The organism is Serratia sp. ME47 (assembly GCF_903970925.1).
Classification (GTDB): domain Bacteria; phylum Pseudomonadota; class Gammaproteobacteria; order Enterobacterales; family Enterobacteriaceae; genus Serratia; species Serratia ureilytica.
This window is the reverse complement of sequence record NZ_CAJCKE010000007.1, coordinates 121,439-143,349: the sequence shown is the minus strand read 5'-3', so window position 1 is coordinate 143,349 and position 21,911 is coordinate 121,439. Positions and strand designations below refer to the sequence as shown.

At 57.9% G+C, this 21,911-nt stretch carries 13 protein-coding genes and 2 pseudogenes; 7 read left to right on the top strand and 8 right to left on the bottom strand.

Going from position 1 to position 21,911, the window contains the following annotated elements; all coding sequences use genetic code 11:
* Window positions 1–91: 91 nt before the first annotated feature.
* Window positions 92–1,252: a putative lipopolysaccharide heptosyltransferase III gene (gene rfaQ, locus H7A77_RS10345; RefSeq protein WP_182074114.1), complete on the top strand. Its 1,161-nt coding sequence runs from the start codon at window positions 92–94 to the stop codon at window positions 1,250–1,252.
* Between the two features lie 51 nt (window positions 1,253–1,303).
* Window positions 1,304–2,551: an O-antigen ligase gene (locus H7A77_RS10340; RefSeq protein WP_182074113.1), complete on the top strand. Its 1,248-nt coding sequence runs from the start codon at window positions 1,304–1,306 to the stop codon at window positions 2,549–2,551.
* 177 nt (window positions 2,552–2,728) lie between these two features.
* On the opposite strand, the gene H7A77_RS10335 is transcribed toward H7A77_RS10340, so the two are convergent.
* Window positions 2,729–4,225 (bottom strand): NCS1 family nucleobase:cation symporter-1, encoded by a 1,497-nt coding sequence (locus H7A77_RS10335; RefSeq protein WP_033642144.1) that lies wholly within the window; start codon window positions 4,223–4,225, stop codon window positions 2,729–2,731.
* 133 nt (window positions 4,226–4,358) lie between these two features.
* On the opposite strand from H7A77_RS10335, the gene H7A77_RS10330 reads away from it, so the two are divergent.
* The 5 genes and pseudogenes from H7A77_RS10330 to H7A77_RS10310 all read left to right on the top strand — a co-directional run bounded on the left by H7A77_RS10330 (window position 4,359) and on the right by H7A77_RS10310 (window position 8,768).
* Entirely contained in the window at window positions 4,359–5,075 is a 717-nt protein-coding gene (locus tag H7A77_RS10330) for a GntR family transcriptional regulator (protein ID WP_182074112.1), read from the top strand.
* Window positions 5,075–5,942 (top strand): annotated as a pseudogene (locus tag H7A77_RS10325) (aspartate/glutamate racemase family protein); the annotation flags it as partial. The gene H7A77_RS10330 and the pseudogene H7A77_RS10325, both read left to right, overlap by 1 nt.
* Window positions 5,911–6,765 (top strand): annotated as a pseudogene (gene puuE, locus H7A77_RS10320) (allantoinase PuuE); the annotation flags it as partial. The pseudogenes H7A77_RS10325 and puuE, both read left to right, overlap by 32 nt.
* 192 nt (window positions 6,766–6,957) lie before the next feature.
* Entirely contained in the window at window positions 6,958–7,101 is a 144-nt protein-coding gene (locus tag H7A77_RS10315; protein WP_162837200.1) for a hypothetical protein, read from the top strand.
* A gap of 125 nt (window positions 7,102–7,226) precedes the next feature.
* Window positions 7,227–8,768 carry a glycosyltransferase family 39 protein gene (locus tag H7A77_RS10310; RefSeq protein WP_033651133.1) on the top strand — a complete coding sequence of 514 codons (1,542 nt, stop codon included), beginning with the start codon at window positions 7,227–7,229 and terminating at the stop codon, window positions 8,766–8,768.
* A gap of 75 nt (window positions 8,769–8,843) precedes the next feature.
* Here H7A77_RS10310 and cysE read toward each other — a convergent pair whose 3' ends face one another.
* The 7 genes from cysE to H7A77_RS10275 are packed head-to-tail and all read right to left on the bottom strand — an operon-like array spanning window position 8,844 to window position 21,908.
* Window positions 8,844–9,611: a serine O-acetyltransferase gene (gene cysE / locus H7A77_RS10305; protein WP_049866655.1), complete on the bottom strand. Its 768-nt coding sequence runs from the start codon at window positions 9,609–9,611 to the stop codon at window positions 8,844–8,846.
* A gap of 58 nt (window positions 9,612–9,669) precedes the next feature.
* Complete coding sequence (locus tag H7A77_RS10300) at window positions 9,670–10,890, bottom strand: aminotransferase class V-fold PLP-dependent enzyme (protein ID WP_089191282.1); 1,221 nt, start codon at window positions 10,888–10,890, stop codon at window positions 9,670–9,672.
* Window positions 10,887–12,170 (bottom strand): phenylacetate--CoA ligase family protein, encoded by a 1,284-nt coding sequence (locus H7A77_RS10295; protein WP_042783830.1) that lies wholly within the window; start codon window positions 12,168–12,170, stop codon window positions 10,887–10,889. The genes H7A77_RS10300 and H7A77_RS10295 overlap by 4 nt, the downstream gene beginning before the upstream one ends.
* Window positions 12,167–13,174 carry a TauD/TfdA family dioxygenase gene (locus tag H7A77_RS10290; RefSeq protein WP_182074111.1) on the bottom strand — a complete coding sequence of 336 codons (1,008 nt, stop codon included), beginning with the start codon at window positions 13,172–13,174 and terminating at the stop codon, window positions 12,167–12,169. The genes H7A77_RS10295 and H7A77_RS10290 overlap by 4 nt, the downstream gene beginning before the upstream one ends.
* Window positions 13,171–16,281 (bottom strand): amino acid adenylation domain-containing protein, encoded by a 3,111-nt coding sequence (locus tag H7A77_RS10285; protein ID WP_182074110.1) that lies wholly within the window; start codon window positions 16,279–16,281, stop codon window positions 13,171–13,173. The genes H7A77_RS10290 and H7A77_RS10285 overlap by 4 nt, the downstream gene beginning before the upstream one ends.
* An 8-nt stretch (window positions 16,282–16,289) precedes the next feature.
* Window positions 16,290–16,865, bottom strand: coding sequence for a DUF6817 domain-containing protein (locus H7A77_RS10280; RefSeq protein WP_232097504.1), 576 nt, complete (start codon window positions 16,863–16,865; stop codon window positions 16,290–16,292).
* Window positions 16,866–16,886: 21 nt separating this feature from the next.
* Window positions 16,887–21,908: a non-ribosomal peptide synthetase gene (locus H7A77_RS10275; RefSeq protein WP_182074109.1), complete on the bottom strand. Its 5,022-nt coding sequence runs from the start codon at window positions 21,906–21,908 to the stop codon at window positions 16,887–16,889.
* Between the last annotated feature and the right edge of the window lie 3 nt (window positions 21,909–21,911).

The following is a 21,911-nucleotide window of genomic DNA, read 5'->3' as shown; positions in this document are numbered from 1 at the left end:
GGTTTTCGAACCGTGGCGCAGCGCTATTTTTATCCTCACGGACTCTTTCGGCCCTGCAGCGGCCTTTTGTATTTTTCTGAGGCGACGAACCATGAATGCCCATCGCACCACCGGCAAACGCCCCGTATCCCCGCTGGCCATACTCCCCGATCGCCGGGTGCCCAATGCGCTTTTGCACCGGGATAGCGTGCAACGCATTCTCGTCATCAAGCTACGCCACTTTGGCGACGTCCTGTTGATGACGCCGGTGCTCAGCACATTGCGCGTCAACTACCCCAATGCGTTGATCGATGTGCTGGTCTATGACGGCACCGAGGCGATGCTGGCCGGCAATCAGGATGTTTATCTGGCCTTTACCGTGGACCGGGATCTCAAGCACGAGGGGCTGAAAGCGCAATACCGCGGCGAATATGCGTTATGGAACAGCCTGCGGACCGGCCATTACGATCTGGTGATCAACCTCTCCGATCAGTGGCGGGCGGCGTTGTATTGCCGTTTTCTCAAGCCGACCTTCAGTCTGGGGTTTCGCTACCCCAAACGCGACAATCGACTCTGGCGGGCCTGCCATTCGCTACTGGTCGACGTTGCCGGCCCGGCGCAGCACACCGTGCTGAATAATCTCAGCATTCTGGCGCCACTGGCCTTGCCCACGACAATCACGCAGGTGACGCAGGCCTGGCGGCAATCTGATGTGGATGACGTTGACCGGCTCAGCCGACGTCATCACCTGACCGATTTTGTGCTGATACAGCCGACCGCACGCTGGGCTTTCAAGACCTGGACGGTGGACGGATTCAGCGCCGTGATTAACCACCTGACCGCCCAGGGCAGAACGGTGGTGCTCACCGGCGGACGCACGCAAGATGAATCCGCGATGATAAGCGCCATTATGGCCCGCTGCCTGTTACCGCGGCGGGTGATTAATCTGGCCGGGCGTCTGGAGCTGCCGGAGCTCGCGGTGTTGATTGACCGGGCGCGGCTGTTTATCGGGGTCGATTCGGTGCCGATGCACATGGCCGCCGCGCTGAATACGCCCTCGGTGGTGCTGTTCGGGCCCAGCGACCTCGCGCGATGGTCCCCGTGGCAGGCGCCCCACACGTTGCTGTGGGCCGGAGACTATCGTCCGCTGCCCGCCCCGGAAGCCGTTGACACCAACACCTGCGAGCGTTACCTCGCGGCCATCCCGGCCGGCGATGTGATACAGGCGGTTAACAGGCAACTGGCATCCCTCGTCGGGTCTGCGCAGCGTTAATCCTGCGCGGCCTTCCACCGTGTTTTTTCTCTTATCAATGAGTACGTCACGATGCTATTCAACTCAGCAGTTTCCTCGTCGATACAGACGCCCCTTCAGCAACGGTTGTTTGCGTTTACCGCCTTTTTGCTGGGAGCCTCCCTCCCGACCTCCAATCCCCTGATGAATATCTCACTGGGGCTGGTTGTCGTCTGTCTGCTCTGGCTGCGCGATATCCGGCAGTGGGCTGCACTGGTTTGTCATCCCCTGGTCTGGTTGCCGGCCCTGATGTTTGCGCTGCTGGCGTTGTCATTGCTGACGCATGCTCACGCCTACGGCCCCAAAATGGTCGGCAAATACCAAAAATTGCTGTATGTCCTGCCGCTGGCGCTGTTCTTTCTGGCCGACTCGCGGCTGATGACGCAATTTGTCCGCGGCTTTTTGTGGGCCAATGCCGCGATATTGGCCATCAGCTTCATGAGCGGGCTTGGCCATGTCACATTGGGCGGGCTGAACCCCGACAACCCTACGGTGTTTAAGCTGCAAATCACCCAAAACGTGTTTATGGCGCTGGCGGCGCTGGTCTGGTTGTCGCGTGCTTTTGCCTGTAGCGGAAAACGGCGCTGGGGGTATGCGGGACTGGTGTTGCTGGCGACGGTTAATGTTCTGCTGATGGTGCAGGGGCGTACCGGGTATGTGGCATTGGCCGTTGGCATGGGCATCTGGTTATTGCTCACACTCCGGCGCAAGCAGCAAGTGGCCGTGATCGCCTGCGGCATACTGGCTGTCGTGATGCTGGTCATGACCCCCAATCGCGCCATGGAGCGCCTGACGCTGGGCGTCCAGCAAATTCAGGAGTGCGTTTTCGCCCCGGCCCAAACGGCTTATGCGGCCTGCGACAACTCCATGGGCCAACGCACCGCCTTCGCCCGCGAAGCCCTGCGACTGATAAAGCAATCCCCGCTGCTGGGCAACGGTGCCGGCAGCTTTTGGTACGGCAATCCATCCACCGGCTATGGCGTGCATAATCCGCACAATGAATACCTGCTGGAAACGGTGCAGAGCGGCTTGCTGGGATTGATGGTGTTCCTCACCTGGATGTGGAGTTGCTACCGCGTCGCCTGGCGCTTGCCGCCGGCGCGCCGAAATCTGTTCGTTGCGGTGCTCAGCAGCTACATGGCCTGCCATCTGTTCAATTCATTCCTGCTGGACTCGTCCGAAGGGCACCTGTTTGTCATTATCGCCGCCTTACTGGCCGGGCTTTCCCTCACCACTCCGCCGTCTCTTCATGCAGATTTGCCTCAACCCCAGATGCGATAGGGGGTTGAAGTGCTTCGAAAATACGCGCTTGAACGCGGCGCTCAGCGCTCCTCCGCGCATCGGTGAAAAGCCGGCGGCCGCCTGGTTCGCTCACAACGGCCGCCCCGGCGTTAACGCCGGGGCGGCACGGTTGCGGATGGCTTTTTTCCCTTCCGGCGCAGTTTGCTGTGGGCGGAATTACTCTTTTTGCGCCATCACCTTCGCCCGGAACGCCGGACCGGCCACGGCGGTGCGCTCATCGCGGGCCAGCCAGCGGTAGGCGGTCGCGCCGAGGAAGACGCCGATAAACCAGCTGAAGTTGGCCACTTGGTGCAGAGCCGGAATAAAGCTGATGATCAGGCCAATGGCCACCGACGGCAGCAGCGCGGCAATGGCTTTCGGGTTAAAACCGTTGCGGTACCAGTATTTGCCTTTCGGGGTGTCATCAAACAGATCGTCCACGGATACCTGGCCGCGTTTGATCAGATAAAAATCGGCGATCAGGATGCCGAACAACGGGCCAATAAAGGCGCCCAGCACGTCGAGGGTGTAGTGGATAAGCTCCGGCGAATTAAACAAATTCCACGGCGTCAGCAGAATCGACCCAACGGCGGCAATCATCCCGCCGGTGCGGAAGCTGATTTTCTGCGGCGAACAGTTCGAAAAGTCAAAGGCCGGCGAGACGAAGTTGGCCACGATATTGATGCCAATGGTGGCGGTGATCATCGTCAGCAGGCCAATGGCGACCGCCAGATCGTTTCCAATGCGGCTGACGGTTTCAATCGGGTCGGTGATCATGTGGCCAAACAGCGATTGTGTGCCGGAAACAATCACTACGGTGACGATGGAGAACAGCAGGAAGTTGAACGGCAGGCCCCAGCGGTTGCCGCGGCGGATCTCGCCCATGTTTTTGCCGTAGCGGGAGAAATCGCCGAAGTTGAGCAGCGGCCCGGAGAAGTAGGAGACCACCAGCGCGGTGGCGGTGATCATTTGCCAGGTCTGCTCCCCGGCGGTCAGCGATTTGCTGGCCAGGGTAAAGGAAATCCCGTCAAAACCGGTCTTGTATACAATCCAGCCCGCCAGCGCCAGCATAACCACATAGACTGCCGGCCCGGCGATATCGATGAAGCGCTTAATGGCGTTCATGCCGTGCCAAAAGACCATCGCCTGCAGCAGCCACATGGTGGCGAAGCATAGCCAGCCCAGGAGCGACAGGCCGAGGAAGCCGCTTCCGGTGAGCGTGGACAGCGACGGCCAGAACTTGAGCAGCACCAGCATCAGGGCGTTGGCCGCAAGGTAGGTCTGGATCCCATACCAGGCGAAAGCGATAAGCCCGCGGATCACCGCCGGGATATTGGCGCCAAAGACGCCAAACGCCTGGCGGCAGATGACCGCATAGGGCACGCCGGCCATTTGGCTTGGCTTCGCCACCAGGTTGGCGCACAGCTGTACGATGCAAATGCCGATCAGCAGGCAGAGCAGCACCTGCCAACTGGCCAACCCGAGCGTGAAAAAGCTCGCCGCGACCACATAGCCCCCCATGCTGTGCACGTCCGACATCCAGAATGAAAAAATGTTGTACCAGCTCCAGTTTTGGTCGCGCGTCGGCGCGAGATCTTCATTACACAGTCGCGGGCTGTAGCCGGCGGTCGCGTCTTTGGCCGAAACCTGATGCATGTGTGTTGAATGTGGCATGAAACCTGCTCCTCTTGTTATGTGGATTGCTGAGGCTATTGCAGGATCCAGGCCACAATGGCTGATTTTGCATACAGAAACCGAGCGTTATGTATACGATTTTGCTATCGATAGGTGAAACCGGAGTGGGTGAATGAATACTGAACATTGTCTCCAGGCCGCGCCAGCGCTGCAGGACAAAGATGAAACCATTTATCAGGCGTTGATGACGGCGATTGTCGAGCATCAGCTGCCGCCGGGCAGCAAATTGCCGGAGGAGGCGTTGTCCGACGTGTTTGCCGTGAGCCGCACCGGCATCCGTAAGGTGCTGCAACGACTCGCCGCTGTGCAAATGGTTAGCCTGAAGCCCAAACGTGGTGCATATGTCGCCAGCCCGACGGTGGAAGAGGCGCAGGCTATCTTCCGCACGCGCGCGCTGCTGGAGGTCGCCAACCTTCCCGATATTATCGCCCGCTGTCGGGCGCCCCATCTGGCGGCACTGGAGCGCATTATTCAGCTGGAACAGCAGGTGCATGAGGCTTACGACGGCCCGACGGCGATTCGCTATTCCGCCGATTTTCATATTCAGCTGCAGGCGATCTCGGGCAATTCGGTTATCACCGACATGGTGACGCGTCTTTGCCAGCGTTCTTCCCTGGTCATCGCCACCTGGGGCGCGCCGTGGCGGCAGGGGTGCCGTTGCGACGATCATCAGCAGTTGGTCGGTTTGTTGCGGGATAAAGCGCTGCAGCCTCTGAGCGACGCCCTGATGCGCCATTTTGATCATATTGTCGCCAGCCTGCGCTTTGAGCGCGATGGCGTCAGCCTGCCCGATTTTTCCCGGCTGTTCGCCGGTTACAAGGAGCCGTGATGTCTTCTGTTTGCATACAGGTTATCAACCCCAACACCAGTCAGGCGATGACCGACACCATCGCCGCCGCCGCGCGCACCGCCGCCGCGCCGGGCACCGAGATCCTGGCGGTGTGTCCGCGCGACGGGGTGCCGTCCATTGAAGGGCACTTTGACGAAGCCATCGCGGCGATCGGCGTGCTGGAACAGGTGAGGGCGGGGCGACGGCAGGGCGTTGACGGTCATGTGATCGCCTGTTTCGGCGATCCGGGATTGCTGGCCGCGCGCGAGCTGGCGCAGGGGCCGGTGATCGGCATTGCGGAAGCGGCGATGCATATGGCGTCGATGGTGGCGACCCGTTTTTCGATCGTCACCACGTTACCGCGCACGCTGATTATCGCCCGCCACCTGCTGCATCAGTACGGTTTTCATCAGCATTGCGCGGCGCTGCACGCCATTGACTTGCCGGTGCTGGCGCTGGAAGACGGCAGCGGGCTGGCGCAGGAGAAAGTGCGCGAGCGCTGCATCCGCGCTCTGAAAGAGGATGGCTGCGGGGCGATTGTGCTCGGCTGCGGCGGAATGGCGACGCTGGCGCAGGAACTGACCCGCGAGCTGCGGGCGCCGGTGATTGATGGCGTCAGCGCGGCGGTAAAAATGGTGGAGTCGCTGGTGGCGTTGGGGTTATCGACCAGCAAACAAGGGGACTTGGCCTATCCCGAAACCAAAGCGTTAAGCGGTCAATTTCAGTCGTTAAATCTATTTTAAAGGGATGAAGAATGGTCATTGTCGATGAGAATTACCCCCGTGACCTGCGAGGCTACGCCGGAGATCCGCCGCACGCGCGCTGGCCGGGCAACGCGCGGATTGCCGTGCAGTTTGTGCTCAATTACGAGGAGGGTGCGGAGAATCATGTGCTGCATGGCGATGCGGGATCGGAACAGTTTCTCTCCGATATTATCGGCGCCGCCAGCTATCCGGCGCGCCATATGTCGATGGATTCGCTGTACGAATACGGCAGCCGGGCGGGCTTTTGGCGGATCCACCGCGAGTTCAGCCGGCGTGGCCTGCCGTTGACGGTCTTCGGCGTGGCGATGGCGCTGGCGCGCCAGCCGGAGATTGTCGCGGCGATCAAAGCGGCGAAATACGATGTGGTCAGCCATGGTTGGCGCTGGATCCATTATCAACATATGGATATCGCTGAGGAGCGTGAGCATATGCAAAAAGCGGTGCAAGTGCTGGCCGACCTGTTCGGCAAAGCGCCTACCGGCTGGTATACCGGGCGCGATAGCCCCAACACTCGGCAACTGGTCGTGGAGCAGGGCGGTTTTGATTATGACAGCGATTATTACGGCGATGATTTGCCGTTCTGGAGCGAAGTGGTGTGCGGCGACGGCAGCCGTCGGCCGCACCTGATCGTTCCTTACACGCTGGACGCCAACGACATGCGTTTTGCCACCGCTCAGGGGTTTAATACCGCCGAGCAATTTTACACCTATCTGAAAGACAGCTTCGACGTGCTGTACGCTGAGGGCGAGGAGGCGCCGAAGATGATGTCGGTGGGGATGCACTGTCGTCTGCTGGGCAGGCCGGGGCGTTTTCGCGCGCTGCAGCGTTTTCTCGATTATATCCAGCAACACGAACGGGTGTGGGTCTGTACGCGGCAGCAGATAGCGGACCACTGGCGCGAGACCCATCCGTACCCGGGAACATGACGCATGCCTGGCGGCGCTGTGTCGGCCCGCTGCGCAGCATGTTTTCGTATGGCCAATAACGCTGCCGCTCAGCTCGCTCCAATGCTTTGATGGATCGACAGAGCGGCCGTAGGGCAAACGACCCGCCGCCAATTGAACCTTCGTTTATTTTGCCGCGTTACAATAGGTGAAAATTTCCCCATGGAGCCTATCGTGCGCAAATCCAGATTCTTTCTCGTGACCTTGCTGTGCCTGTGCGGCGCCGCCGTGCTGTACGTCATGGCTTACCGGGCATTGGGGCATTACCTCAGCGACGGGGAGAAGGCCTACCCGGACATCACCGTTGAAATCCGCTGAGGGCCGTGCGCCGCCGCGGTGATTGCGCCGATTTTTTCGCACTGATTTACCCGCCATTTACCCGCCGTCGGCAATGATGACGCTGCGTCTCCACACTGTGTGATTCTCTTGGGCGGAATGCGGTTATGTCACTGCAACAGGTATCGAATGTTTCTTTGAGCAATAACGGCTTAAAAGGCATCGGTTACAAACATTACGCGTTGGCGATCGTGGCGTTTTCGGCGATCGTGCGGTTTATTTCCTTAACGGATCGGTATTTTTGGTGCGACGAGGCCTCCAGCGTGCTGACCAGCCGCTATGATGTGGGCGCTTTGCTGTACCATGCTTCCTTCGATGTTCACCCGCCGCTTTATTACCTGCTGCTGCATGGCTGGATGGTGCTGTTTGGCGACGGCATTATGGCGGCCCGCGCGCTGAGCCTGGTGTTCGGCGTGATGACGGTGGCGCTGGCGATGCGTTTTACCCGTTGGTTGGCCAACGAGCGGGCGGCGCTGACTGCGGGATGGCTGATGGCGATCATGCCGATGGCGGTGCGTTACAGCCAGGAGGCGCGCATGTATGCGCTGATGGGGCTGTTGGCGATCGCCGCCGCCATGGCGCTGGCGAAGTGGCTGAAAACGCCGGATAACCGCCGCTATCTGGCGCTGTATGCGCTGTTGATGACGCTGAGCTTTTATACTCACTACTTCACGATTTTCACGCTGATCGCGCACTGGCTGGTGGTGTTGGCACTGTCGTGCCGCCGCGAAGGCGAGTGTTACATCAGGCAGCCGGCGTGGTGGGTGGCCAATGCGGCGATTGGAGTGGCCTATATTCCCTGGCTGCTGGTGCTGCTCAATCTGCTGGCGCATATTGCTGAACTGCGGGTCGGCGGCGACGTCGGTTGGATCCCTCAGGTTGCCTGGGGCGATCTGCCGGCGATGTATTGGCGTTTTCTCACCGGGCATGATGGCAGCAACTATCCCACGATCATTCTCTGGCTGCTGCCGGCGATGTTTGTCGCCTTATGTTCACTGCTGCTGTGGCGGCGCCAGATGCCGAGAAAATATGCGCTGCTGCTGCTCGGCGGCATGCTGATCCCGGTGACGTTGGTATTCGCCATTTCCTGGCGTTCGCCGCTGTTTGTCGATCGCTACCTTTATTCCGCCGCGCTCGGCATTCCGCTGGTATTGGGCGTGCTGATCGCCGGTACGAAAAGCCGGGTGCGCGGGATCTCTTTGCTGCTGTTCTTCAGCCTGCTGTTCGGCTGCGGCGTGCGCAACGACTATCCGGTCGAGAAAGATGAATTCAAGGTGATGGTGCACTACATCAACAGTAACTATCAGCCCAACGATGCGGTGGTGGTCAGCAACATGTTCAACTACCTGAGCTATGTGTATTACAACAAGAAGGGCTATCGCGCCTTGCTGTATACCCCCGCCAGGCCCAACGGCATTTCGGGCAAGCCCAATGCCTATGGTTTCGGCACCTTTTTCCACGATCGGGCGGCGCAGACCTACGTCGATAACCTCAGCGCGTTAGCGAAAGGCCATCGCCGGGTCTGGCTGGTCAGCGGCGGGGATTTCAATCAGGACTTCGGCCGTTCGCCGCCGGGGTGGGTCAATACCGGCACCTTCAAAAGCGGCGGTTTCGAGTCGAGGCTATTCGTGGTGCGCGACGCCAGATAGCCGGATAAATGCCCCAAATCTCGGAAGCCCCCACACACCGAAACTTTTTCACCGCTACCGGTGTGTGGGAGGCGCTTAGAGGCCGACAATCCGGGCGGGAACGCCCACTGCCGTGGCCGATGGCGGAATGTCCTTGAGCACAACGGCGCCGGCGGCAACACAGCAACTGTCGCCGATTCGCACATTACCCAATATTTTGGCTCCGGCGCCGATAACGACGCTATTACCCACCTTGGGATGGCGATCGCCGCCGGCTTTTCCTGTTCCTCCCAGCGTCACCGAATGCAGCAGGGAGACGTTGTCGCCCACCGTCGCCGTTTCACCGATGACAATCGCGTGAGCATGGTCGAGCATGATGCCTTTGCCCAGCTTGGCGGCCGGATGGATATCGATACAGAAGAGTTCTGATACCCGACTTTGGATGTGATAGGCCATTTCACGTTGCTGATGCCGATACAGCGCATGTGAGATGCGATAGGCTTGCAATGCGATAAACCCCTTGAAGAAAAAAAATATCTGTACCGTACTGTGGCAGGCGGGATCGCGTTCGTAAACCGCGCGCATGTCCGCCAGCGCGGCGTCGACAATGTCGGGCGCACGTTGCAGCGTTTGTTCAACAACGTTTCTCAGGCTCGTCGCATCGATATCGTCATTGGCCAGTTTCAAGGCCAGGCGGTTTGCGAGCGCCTCGTTGAAGGTGGCATGCTGCAATACTCCTTGCTGCAGGAGTTTGCTCATCGCCCCTTCTCTTTCGGCCAAGGCTTTTGCCTCTTGCCGGAGCTGTACCCAGAAGGGGTCGGAGACCGTCAGGTTCGGGAAAATGGCATAGTTCATCAATCGCATCTTTTTTCCTCGTCGCGTTATAGCGATAAAACGCCCGGCAAACGCCGGGCGTTTTTCATCAGTTTACCGTGGGCAGCCCCATGCACTCCGCCAGGTCATCAAGGGCCTGATACAGGGCATCGATATCAGCCGTCGTGTTGTATAGATAGGCGGATGCTCGCAGGATCTCTCCACCGGCCAGGGTGCTAACGAAAGGTTGCGCGCACAGATAACCGCTGCGGCACATGATGCCGTAGGCGTCGCTGAGCAAGCGGGCGATTTCTCCGACCGAAACGCAGTCCGAGAACTTGAAGGCGCCTATGGCATGGCGGTTTTCACCGTCGGCGGGGCCGATAAGTTTGAGGTAAGGGCGAGAGGCCGCCCCGGAAAGCAGCGCGTTGACCAAACCTTTGTCGTGTTCACGCCGCGCCGTCTCATCGAAGCCGGCTAACAGACGAAAAGTCGCGCCGGCGCCGATGACGGAAGCAATCGCCGGCGTGCCGGCCTCGAGATGATAGGGCGCCCGACGATTGACCTGGCCATCGGCATCCACCCAGTCAACCGTACCGCCACCGAATTGCAGCGGTTTAAGTGCATCGAGGCGATGTTGGTTCGCGTACAAAAAGCCCAACCCGGTTGGGCCCAGCATTTTGTGTGCGGAGAAGGCGACAAAGTCGGCGCCCAGCGTGTGGAGGTTGAGACGGCCGTGCGGGAGAGACTGTGCGGCGTCCAGCACAATAACGGCATCGCTTTGTGTGCGGATCATCGCGATCATCTGCTCAATGGGATGCACAACGCCGGTGACATTGGAGCAGTGCGTCAGGGCGACCACTTTCGGCCGTTGCGCGAGCAGCGTCTGGAAATGATCCAAATCGATCCTGCCCTGATCATCGGTTTGGATGAACCTCAGGGTGGCTACTTGTCGCCAAGGCAATAGTTGGGAATGATGTGAATCGACACCAGCGATAACCAGATCCGATTTTCTCAGCGCCAATCCTTGCGCCACGATGTTCAGCGCATGGGTCGTATTGTGGGTAAACACGACTTCGTTAGCCTGTGCGCTGATGTAGTCCGCTACTGCGAGGCGCGCGGCTTCATAGGCATTGGAGGCTTCATCGGAGAGACGGTGTTTGCCGCGATGGATATTGGCGCCGTTCTGGCTGTAATACTCCGTTACGGCGTCAATCATGACGCGCGGCTTTAGGGTAGTCGCGGCGCTGTCGAGATAGTTGAGAGGCCGTCCGTCTATTTCCTGCATCAGCGCAGGGAACTGACTGCGGTCAATAAAATGATTCGTCATGGATGAGATGCCCCGTTATATCTTGAAATGCAGGATTGGAATTTTCCGCTGCGTTCGCAGGCGATGTAATCCACGGCTTCGAAAATGATGTCGCGGGTTTGGCAAAGTGCGCTGATGCGCTGTTGCAATGCGAGTAGCTCAGACGATGATGCTTGATTGAGGATATAGCGAAAACGAAGATTCCCGAGCTCGTCTTGTTCCAACTTATATAAATCGATCGCTGGGCAATCGGCCACCGCCAGATCGACCTCGGCAGGCGTCACTATCGCCCCGTTTTTACCGATGACGTTGTGGGTGGCGCGCCCTTCGATGTTGACCACCGGCAAAGTGGCGCCACAGGTGCAGGGTTCCGACGATAGACGGTACAGGTCGCCGGTGGCGTAACGAATGCGCGGTAGCAAGCTGTCATCAATGGTGGAAATGACCAACTCGCCGACTTCATCCAAGGCCGATTCCTGCTCCCCGCTTAAAAACTCCAGGAAAAAATCTTGGTTGTTGATGTGCAAACAACCGTGGTGGCATTCGAAACCGAGGTAACCCAGTTCCGACATGCCCAGCATGTTGCCGATTGGCGTTTCGTCACCGAAGAAGCGCCGAATTTGACGTCGTGCAACCTGCGTCAAATGGGTATAGCCACAAACGATATGCAGCTTGTTGGTGGTGACGATAGTGCGTCCCAACTTGTCGGCCTCTCGAGTTAAAAAAGCTAAATGCGTCGGGTCCACCACCAAAATTTCCGGATCGTAGGCGGCGATTTCGTCCAGCGCCTGCTTGATCATCCTGGCGGGGGTCGCCAATAAGTCGTGAGCGACAGGCAAGACCAGCGTGCCGTCGGCCAGCGTGCGTTCCGCCATGGTTGTCAGGCCGATGCCGCACTCTACGTCAGAGCAGTTAGGTGGGGCATAGCGGCAAATGCGCGGCCGGGCACCAGGGCGCCACAGTGCGTTGAAGTTTGCATTGACGCCCATACTGGTGGCCTGTCGTCGCGCCAGGTCATAGGAAAGGATCGCGCTGTTCAAACGTTCTCCTGAGGTCCCAGAACTTTGAAAGCGCATCACATGCGGCCCGGTCAGTGTAAATCCGGCAGCTAACACCCCTGACGGATAGTTGCGTCGATAGTGCATTTTGCGTGTGACGGGGATGCGTTTAAAGTCCGCCAGGGTTTTAATGTCGTCGGGCCGTAGGCCCGACGCTGCCATGTGAGCTTTAAAAAATTTCACATTTTCATAAGCGTACGCCACTTCACGACGTACATCTTTAAATGAACCTGATTCGCTCATGTCATTGCCACCATGATGTTGCGCGGCGGCGTAAATGGTCGCCGGCCGTGGGAAATGGTTTCGTTATCCAAAATCAGAATGTCGCCCTGTTCCCAGTCGAACAGGATTTCTTCTTGTTGATAGGCTTGTCGAATCAGCGTCAGGTCGGTTGACGGGATAGGACTGCCGTCGCCAAACAGGGCATTGCGCGGCAGCTCATGCTCGGCGAATTCGCGTCTTAACTCACGTTCCGCCTCCGCCGGCAGATTGCTGATATGGAACAGATGCGCCTGATTAAACCAGATCCCCGCCCCCGTTCGCGGGTGGGCAAGGGTCGCCTGACAAATTTGGCGTGTGCGCAGGCGTCCTTCCCCCAACCATTGGCATTGGATGTCGTTCGCTTGGCAATACGCCTCAACCTCCGCCTGATTTTCCGTTTGGAATACCTGCTGCCAGCTGAGATCCAAACCTTGTCCAAAATTGCGCACGTACATCACGCCATGGGCTTCAAAACGCGCGCGCAGGTCTTCCGGCAGGCGTTCATAGACCCCCTGACTGTCGGCAAGCGGAGTCTGCCCCCGATCGCCTGGTTTGACGGCGCAGTGGAAGAACAGCCGCTTGGGCCAACTGCGGGTGTAGGACATCTCATTGTGTTGGGGAATATGCTGGTCGGCCGGATACTCGGTCGAGGTGTATATCCCTTCGCTGATATTGCTGCGCGGCGTAGAGCGGTGGGTGTATCCCAACAATGCGCCTGCCGACGTTTGCACAAAGGCGCGAAAAGCCGCGACATCCGCGACCTTGAAGCCACGCAGCAAAACGGCGCCAGATTCGGCTAACAGACTGGCGATATAATCCCAGCTGTTTTGCCCCCACTCAGGGGCGGATAGGTTGGCTAGCGCCGGGCGCAGCATGACACCTTTAGCGCCGGCATGGGTCAGTGGTGACGCGGTGACCAGACTGGTGACGGATACGCCTTGGCTCTGGCGCCGTCGGGCGAATAAACCGCTTGCTGTTTCGTTCATTTTGCCAGTTCCTGAGAGTGTCGTTGTTCATCAATGTTGCGGCTGAGGCCGGCTACGGTCGCATCCATAAAAACGCTGCGCAGATTGAACGGAATATCGAAGGTGGAACGGATTTGAGCGACCAACTTTGTGGCGATTAGCGAATGCCCACCGATATCAAAGAAGTCGTCGTGTATGCCTACACGGTTGGCCAGCAGCAACTCCTGGAAAATGGCCGCGACACTTTTTTCCGTTTCGCTTTGCGGCGCGACATAGTCATCGGCGTTGGCGGCGATAAGCGTATCCGGCGCCGGTAGCATGCGGTGATCGACTTTGCCGTTGTGGTTTAACGGGAAGCGGGAGAGCGACACGATTTGAGAGGGGATCATGAAATCCGGCAGGTAAGCGGCGAGATGCTCACGCAGCCAATCGGCATTGCCGTTGTCGCCGCTTTGCAGAACCACGTAAGCCAACAGATGTGCACTGCCGGATTCGCCTTGTTCAACGACGCAGCTGTCCAAAACCTCCGCATGTTTGCGCAGCGTGCTTTCTATTTCGGCCGGTTCTACCCGGAATCCGCGGATTTTCAACTGACGGTCGATACGGCCAAGAAACTCCAGGCTGCCATCGGGAAGCCTGCGAACTTTATCCCCTGAACGGTAAAGCCGGGCATTGGATCGCGGGCTCCAGGGATCGGCGATAAAGCGGGGACGCTGATCTTCAGCGCTTTGCACATAGCCGCAAGCGACCGTCTCGCCGCCAATATATAACTCACCCGCGACGCCCACGGGAAGCAATGCACCATGCGGGTCGACGACATAGCAGCGGGCATGCGGCAAGGGGGTACCGAGGGGAACGGTGGAAGCCAGCCTGGCGTATTTATCCGACGCTACCTGCTGCGCAATGGCGCCCACGCAGGTTTCGGTTGGCCCATAATGATTGTAGATGCGACAACCGTTCGCAAAATCGTTGAACAGGCGCCACATCCCCCAACTTAACACCTCACCCCCCAGCAATAAGGCCTTGCCAGGCATCAGGCGCGCCGGCGTGTCCGCCAGCGCGAATAAAGATGCCATATGAGAAGGGGTCAATTTGAGGACGTCATACTCGCTTTGCTCCATATAGCGAATTTGCTCCTGAATATCCTCGGCGTGCGTGAAAGGTGAGATGTCGATGCAGCCACCGGTGACCAGTGCGGGGAACAGGGTGGTATTACCCAAGTCGGTGGTGATGGGGCCAATGGAGAGATAGGTGAGCGCTGCGCCCAGTTCCGCACGCTCAATAATGCCGGACACATAGTTCTGCAATTGATGATGAGCGATCTTGACGCCTTTCGGCTCTCCGGTAGAGCCGGAGGTGTAGAGCACATAAGCGAGGCTGTCGGCAGACGCGGTGAATGGCAGCGCGGAGTCATCCAACACGCTAATGTCATTCCACTGCTCATCCAGCGCCATCACGGGGAGGGTGAGCTGCGCCTGGCGGTGTTGCGCTTGAGCGACAAGCATCAGTGCCGGCCTGGTTTGCTTCAGGATGATCTCCACCCGCTGCTGGGGCAGTTGAGGGTCGAGAGGGACATAACAGGCTCCGGCTTTGTGGATGGCGATGATAGCCGCCAGCGCCAGATCGCTGCGCTCAAGCATCAGGCCGACCGCTGCGCCCTGTTCCACCCCATTGTTCAGCAAATGGCGAGCCAACTGATTGGTGAAGGCATCCAGCTCGGCATAGCGCCAAATGCGCGAGTTGTACTTTAACGCCGGCGCATCGGGAGTCTGCGACGCCTGGCGGCTGAAAGTATGGTACCAACAACCGAGGGCCGGCGATGACGACAACGCGTTATGGGTGTTTTCAATCAGAATGCGTGTTTCATCGTCAGTCATAAGCGGAAAGCGATCGAGCATGGCCTGTGGTGTCTTGAGCAACGCCTGCAGCGTGGCGCGGAACGCCTGCTCAATCGTTGCGATCCCTGCCGTATCGAAGACGCCTTGCTGTATCTGCAACACAAGGTGGAGGCGTTCACCGGCATTCACCTGCAGAGATAATCTGCAGTGTTCCGGTACAGGGATGGCGGTACGGTTTTCCCAATGTAGCAGGGGTGTTTCGATTGCCGACGCCGCATTGAAGAATTGATAGCCGATCTCGCTGGCTGAATGAACATCACCCGGCTGGCGGCCGTCTTGCTGCTCGCTCAGTCGCAGTGCTTGCTGACAATGTTCAGCGAACTGCAGCAACGTCATGTCAGCGTTGGGCTGCGCGATCGTAGGCACTGCATATTCGAACCGACCCAGAGCCTGTTGAAGTTCCGCAAAAGGGCGGCCGGCCAGGTTCGTGCTGAGCACAAAGCGGTCGGGATATTCCGCTATGCGCCATAACGCAGCACTCCAACAAGCGTAAAGCAGAGCGCGCAGAGACAAGGCGTTTTCTGTTGCCAGCGCTTGTAGCTGAGATTGTGTTTCCATCGTCAGCGTTATGGGGCGGCATTGCCAATCCTGGCTGTCGGACTTGAATTCGAGAGGCAGACGCAAAGAAGGGATGGGCTCGACATGAGTAACGGTAGTTTGCGGGGGGAAATCCTCGCGCTGCCATTGGGCAAAGTCGACGTATTGTACAATGGGGGACGACGTACCAGCCTCACCGGTATAGAGGCGACTCAACGCCACCATCATCGCGTCGGCGGAGGCATAGTCCAGGCTGGCGGTGGGCAGTGAAATCACCAGCGTATGCCGGTCGGCTGTTATGCGGTAAAGCGCGGCTTTGAGAGGCCGTTCTCTGGCTGTGGGACTTGCGCATGCCGATGCCGCTTCTTCCTCGTTGAACGGGTTAACGTCCGAAGGCTCACCGTCAGCCATAATCAGTTCGGGCTGATAGGGATCATTGATGACCATCAGCACATCGCTGTTTTCTCCCAATACGTTTCTGAACGACGTTCGCAAAATCTCATGTTCATTAATCAGTGTGGACAAGGCCGCGATTAAACGGTTGGGGTCCAAAGATCCTGACAGAGAATACGTTGCGCTGAAATATTGCGGGCTATTTCGGGTAGTTTGCTTAATCAGCTGTTGCTGCTGAAAAGACAGGGGAAACCCTTCCCAGTTATTCTCTGGTAATGCCATGTTTTCTGCAGTTTTCATGTTTTTTATTACCCGTTAATGGTTTTGTTCCAAATGGACAAGTGTTTTTCACCCAGATATTCCGCGACTAACTCCCAAAACATGCCGTATTCCGCCGGCAGATTTAGACAGGTGTGATATTTCTGCGTAGGGGTGTGCGCCAATACGTCCGCCAGCTTTAAAGCTAACAATGCTTGGAAATGACTTACTGAAACGTTGAGCGTTTGACCGTTCCTGCGATCCTTCAAACAAGGTTGCCCTTCCGGTTTGAGGATATTACGGAAACTTTTACTCAATGATTCGTAACTCATGACGGAGAAGTGATAAACCAGCTGCTCGGCGTTTTCACCGATACTGGCTCTGACAATTTCCCTTTGAGATGACGGAATGTCACCAATCTCATCGGTATGTAATCCCTGTGTGCCATATGCGCCGTGAAATAATCCGGATAAGCATATCGTCTCGTCACATTCCATTTCCCTGAGAAGATGGTGTGTTCGTATTAAATGATTCATTAGTGGCTCATCTAAATGAGCCACTTTATGTGCGCCCAACTTCACCAGCTGCGGCTGGTATTGCGCGATAAGCTTGGCATCTGCATCCATCATTTTTTCCTGTCAATAAGATCAGTCGTTGGCGGTGATTCGTTGTTTTCTTTGTTGCATTAGGCGTTGTCGGCCAGAGAGCCGCTGTTCGGTTGCCTGAGATGCGCCCGCTGCATCGTTCTCTATGTTGCCGGCCAGCCATTCGGCGAGGCTGCGCAAAGTGGTGTACTGAAAGAGCGTGACGATGGGGATCGTGCGGTTCAACGCGTTCTCCAGCGTTCTGTGTGTCCTTATCAAGCTGGCGGAGTTGCCGCCGAGATCAAAAAAGTTATCCGTAGCGTTCAGGGCCTCGCAGTTAAGTTCGTGCTTCCAGATATCGGCGATCGTCGTCTCATAGTGCCCTGTCGGGGGGGCGTGCCGATCGCCGCCGCCGTTCAGCGTTATTGGCTCCGGAAGCCGCTGCTTATCCAGTTTGCCGTTGGCGGTTAAAGGAAATGCTGACAGACAGGTGAATACGGCGGGGATCATGTATTCGGGTAATTTGGTGCGCAGATTGGCGCGCAGCCGTGCAATCGCCTCCTGATTGTGTTCCTCGCTGACGATATAGGCGCACAGCCAGAGGCGATGACGTTCACCTTTAACCACGACACAAGCGCCGTTTATTCCGGGTTGCGTGAGTAGCGCAGCTTCGATTTCGCCCGTTTCAATGCGGTATCCATTGATTTTTATCTGCGTATCTTGCCGTCCCAGGAATTCGATGGTGCCATCCGGAAAGAATCGGGCTCTATCGCCGGTTCGATACATTCTGGCGGTTGGCGTCAGGCCATATGGATCGGGCAGATAACTGCGCGCCGTTTTCTCTTGATCGCCGAAGTAACCTTCGGCCAATACCTCGCCGCCGATAAACAGATCGCCCTCGACCGCGATGGGAACGGGCTGCAGTTGCTTATCCAGTATGTAGTAGCGAGCATTTTGAATCGGTTTGCCGTAAGGGATGCTGCTTTGCTCCGGCGCTACCCGCTCGATGATAAAGAAGTTGGACCAAATGACGGCTTCAGTGGCGCCGCCCAAGCCAACCAGCTGCAGGTTGGGGAACGTCTTACGCAGCTTGTCCGGCAGCGATACGGGGATCCAGTCGCCGGACAAGAAGGCCAGGCGTAATGATGGAATCGGGTACGGCGGGAAATAGGGTTCGCATTGATCGAGCGCGATGGGCGCTGAGTTCCAGAAGGTGATGCCCTCTGCACAGACGATGTTGGCCAGTGTACTCGGATCCTTGGTTTCGTCTCGGCCGGCGAGGCGAATCGTTCCGCCTGCCGCAAGCATTCCCAGCAGATCGTAGACGGACAGGTCGAAGGCCAGTGACGTGACGAACAGCGACTTGTCGCTGGCGTTCACGGTGAAGGTCTTGTTTACCCACTCGATCAGATTGATTACCGGTTTATGCCTGACGGCGACCGCCTTGGGATCGCCGGTCGTTCCTGATGTAAAGATGATGTAAGCCAGTGCGTCCGATGTGATGCGGCTCTCCACGGGAGTCGAAGGCCAGGAGAGGTCCTCGCTTATCGCGACGTGCACGTGCGCCAACGAGGTGGGCGCTTGTGCGATCAAGGCGGCGGCGGTATCGGCAAACAGCGCGTCAGTTGCGATACCGGTGATGCCGGCGATACGGATCATCGCTTGAAAACGAGCTGGAGGGCTGGCGGGATCGAAGGGCACATAAACACAGCCCGCTTTCAGAATAGCCAACATGGCGATGACCATCGCCGGGCTGCGATCGCACAGGATAGCGATGCGTGCGCCGGCGTCGAATCCCTGGGCCAGCAAATAATGGGCCAAACGATTGGCACGCGTATCCAAGTCAGCGTAACTCATCGCGTTCTGCGCATTGCATAGCGCGATGTGGTGAGGTGCCTGACTGGCTTGTGCTTCGAACAGCTGATGCACCAGCCGATCGCCGGCATAATCGCATTGCGTGGCGTTCCAGCCGTCGAGCATGTTGTGGCGCTCATCGTCAGAGAGCAAAGGCAGGGCATTGACGACGGTTTCATCGTTTGCGAGCGCTGCACTCATCAGTGTGAACCAATGGCCGATCAGGCGCTGAACCGCAGCATCGGTAAAGCGTTCCGTGTCGTATTCGAGATTCAGCTCAAGGCCGCCGTTGCTGAGACGGAAAAAGAAGCCCAGGCTGAAACGGCTGGTCAACAAGTCGATGGGCAGGTGGCTGGAGCCGGTATCCCTCATCGTCCACAGCGGCTGTTCTTGCTGCAGCGATAGCATGACGTTGAGCGCCGGCGTGCCATTGGCGGTGCGTAGCCCTTTGACGTTATCGAGCACCGTTTCATAAGGAACCTGGCCGAACTGCATGGCTTCCTGGGTACGTTGCCTGGCCTGACGCAATAATTCACCGACGCGCGGCTGGTGCCGCATATCGCCGCGCAAAATAACCGTATTGACGAAATTACCGATGGTTGCGGCAAAATCGTGGTTGTTTCGCGTTTGCAGCGGTGCGGTCAACAGGACATCGTCGGTATCCGCCAGGCGTCCCAAATAAGCCCAAGTCAGCGCCAGCAACCCGTGGAACACAGAGACTTCGTGTCGGCGGCAAAGTTGAGAAAGCGCGATGAATTTATCTTCTGGAATGGGGACGCTTAACTGGCGACCTTGCCCCCGTTCCTGGCGCGGCAGCGGCCGATCGCAGGGAAGTTGCGGGGCGGCCGGTGGCTCGGCCAGCTGTCGTTGCCAATAAGCCAGAGCCTCGGTTTGCCGGCTTTCACATTGCGTCAGCCAGTGGCAATAGTCCTGGTAACTGAGGGGGGCAGGAGAGGCATCCGAAGCCGTATTCTCATAGGCCGCGGAGAGTTCGGACAGCAAGATGTCCATGGAGCCGTCAACGGCGATGTGGTGCGTCAGCAGCACCACCAGATGCAGGTCTTGCTTGATCTTGAGGGCCAGCACCTTGAACGGGATTTCTTCGGTCAGATCGAACGCCGTGCGAGCGAAGGCGTTCGCGCGGTTCCAGGCCTGTTCCCAGGCTGCTTTTTCATCCCATTCACACAGGTTTTCATGATGAACCACCGGCGGGTAGGTTTGGGCGACGCATTGCTGCAGACCCTGCGCGCCTTCGGCATAGCGCGTACGCAAGATGGTATGTTGCATCACGACTTGTTCCGCTGCGTTGGAAAGACGGCTTAGATCCAGTGGCCCCACGATTTGAAAAGCTGCGGGAATGTTGTAACGAGGCGAGCCGGGCAACAGTTTTTCCAGCATCCACATTCTCGATTGCGAGGGCGAACAGGGTGCTTCGAGAGTGGTTTGTCGCGTATGGCTGACGCACGGCGGCGCATCGGCGTTTTTCGTCCATTGTTCAATAAGTCGTGCCTGACGCGAGAGCGTATCGGCAGCCAGGAGCCGTTCTATCGCAAGGTCAGCAGAAAACTGCTTTTTGATCTCATGAGCCAGTCGGGCGAGCAGTAAAGAATGCCCGCCGAGACCGAAGAACGTATCGGTGCGATAGACGTCAGCACAGTCCAGCAACTGGCGCCAAAGTCCAGCCAACGATAGCTCTGTGGCGCCTTCAGGCGCTTGGCCCGCACGATTTTCATGTTGCGTTCGGCAGTGTCTTAAGGCACCTCTGTCAATTTTTCCGTTAGGCAAACGGGGAAGTTCATCGAAGGCCATCCACTCCGCCGGCAGCATGTAGACCGGCAGTTGGGTTGCCGCCCAGGCGATAATGGCATGACGATCCGCCGGAGAGTGCAGCTCCAGCGCGCAGCGTAAAGATTTGCCCTTGTTCGCTGATTCGACCACCACCACCGCCACTTCTCGCACACCAGGATGCCGACGGAGCACGGCGTCAATCTCACCGATTTCGATACGATGGCCGCGGATCTTGACCTGGTCGTCGCGACGCCCGAGGTAGAGCAGGCGTCCATCTTCAAGCTGCTTGCCATAATCGCCGGTGCGGTACATGCGCGCCCCTTTGGGGCCGGCGGGGTCGGGCAGGAAGGCGTCGTTGAGTTCTGGACGATGGTAGTAACCGCGAGCGACGCCCGGGCCGGCCACGTAGATTTCCCCCGTTTCTCCCGGCGCTACGGCGTTGCCTTCTGCGTCAAGCAGATAACAGCGTCGGCCCGTCAGTGGTGTGCCGATGGTGGGATGCGGGTCTGAGGCCAAGACTTCACCGCCGGTGGAGTAGGTCGTATCTTCCGAGGGACCATAGAGATTAAAGATTTTTGCCGTCGGGCATTGTCGCCTGAGCGTATGCACCAGGTGCATCGGCAGCGGTTCCCCGGCTAAGTTGATAATCGGCAAATGGGATGGCAACTCGCCGATTTTAACCATCTCGTTGATGACCGAAGGTACGGTATTGAACAGCGTAATATCGTCACGCTTGTGCCACTGTAATAACGCCAGGGGATCTGCCAGCATATGCACGCATCCGCCCTGAGTAAGCGGAGCAAAGATTTCAAAGACGGAGAGATCGAAGGTGATCGACGTGCCACAAGCGACCTGCGACAGCTGTTCGTCAGTATAGGTTTGGTGGGCCCAATCGATAAGCGACAGGGCGTTGCCGTGTTCGATCATCACCCCTTTGGGAACGCCGGTGGAACCGGAAGTAAAGATAAAGTAAGCCAGTTGAGTGGCGCAGGTGTTGCGCTGCAGTATGGCTTCGTTGGGGCGCCCGTTTTCGTCGATGAAAACGGGCGTAATGGTGTCGGGCAGCCTGCTCGCTAGCGCCGTTGTTGTAATGACGTATTTGGCCTGGGCGATCTCCAGCAACAGTTCGGTGCGCGCCTGGGGATGCTTGGGGTCGAGCGGCAGATAAGCGCAATCCGCCGCCATGATGCCCAACAAGCTGGCGGGGATATGGCGATCGCGCGGAAGATAGACGCCGACGGCCGTCTCTTTCGCCAGATTAAGCGCGGACAATTGCTGTGCGATGCTCAACGCGGCATGCCGCAAGCATTGATAGTCCATGATGCCGCTTTCGTCGATCACGGCCGGGCGTAGTGGCGTTGCCATCGCCTGATTAAAGACGGCTGCGTGCAGCGTATGGGATTGCGTCTGGTTTTCCGGTCCAATACCTTTCATGCTTTGCATTGT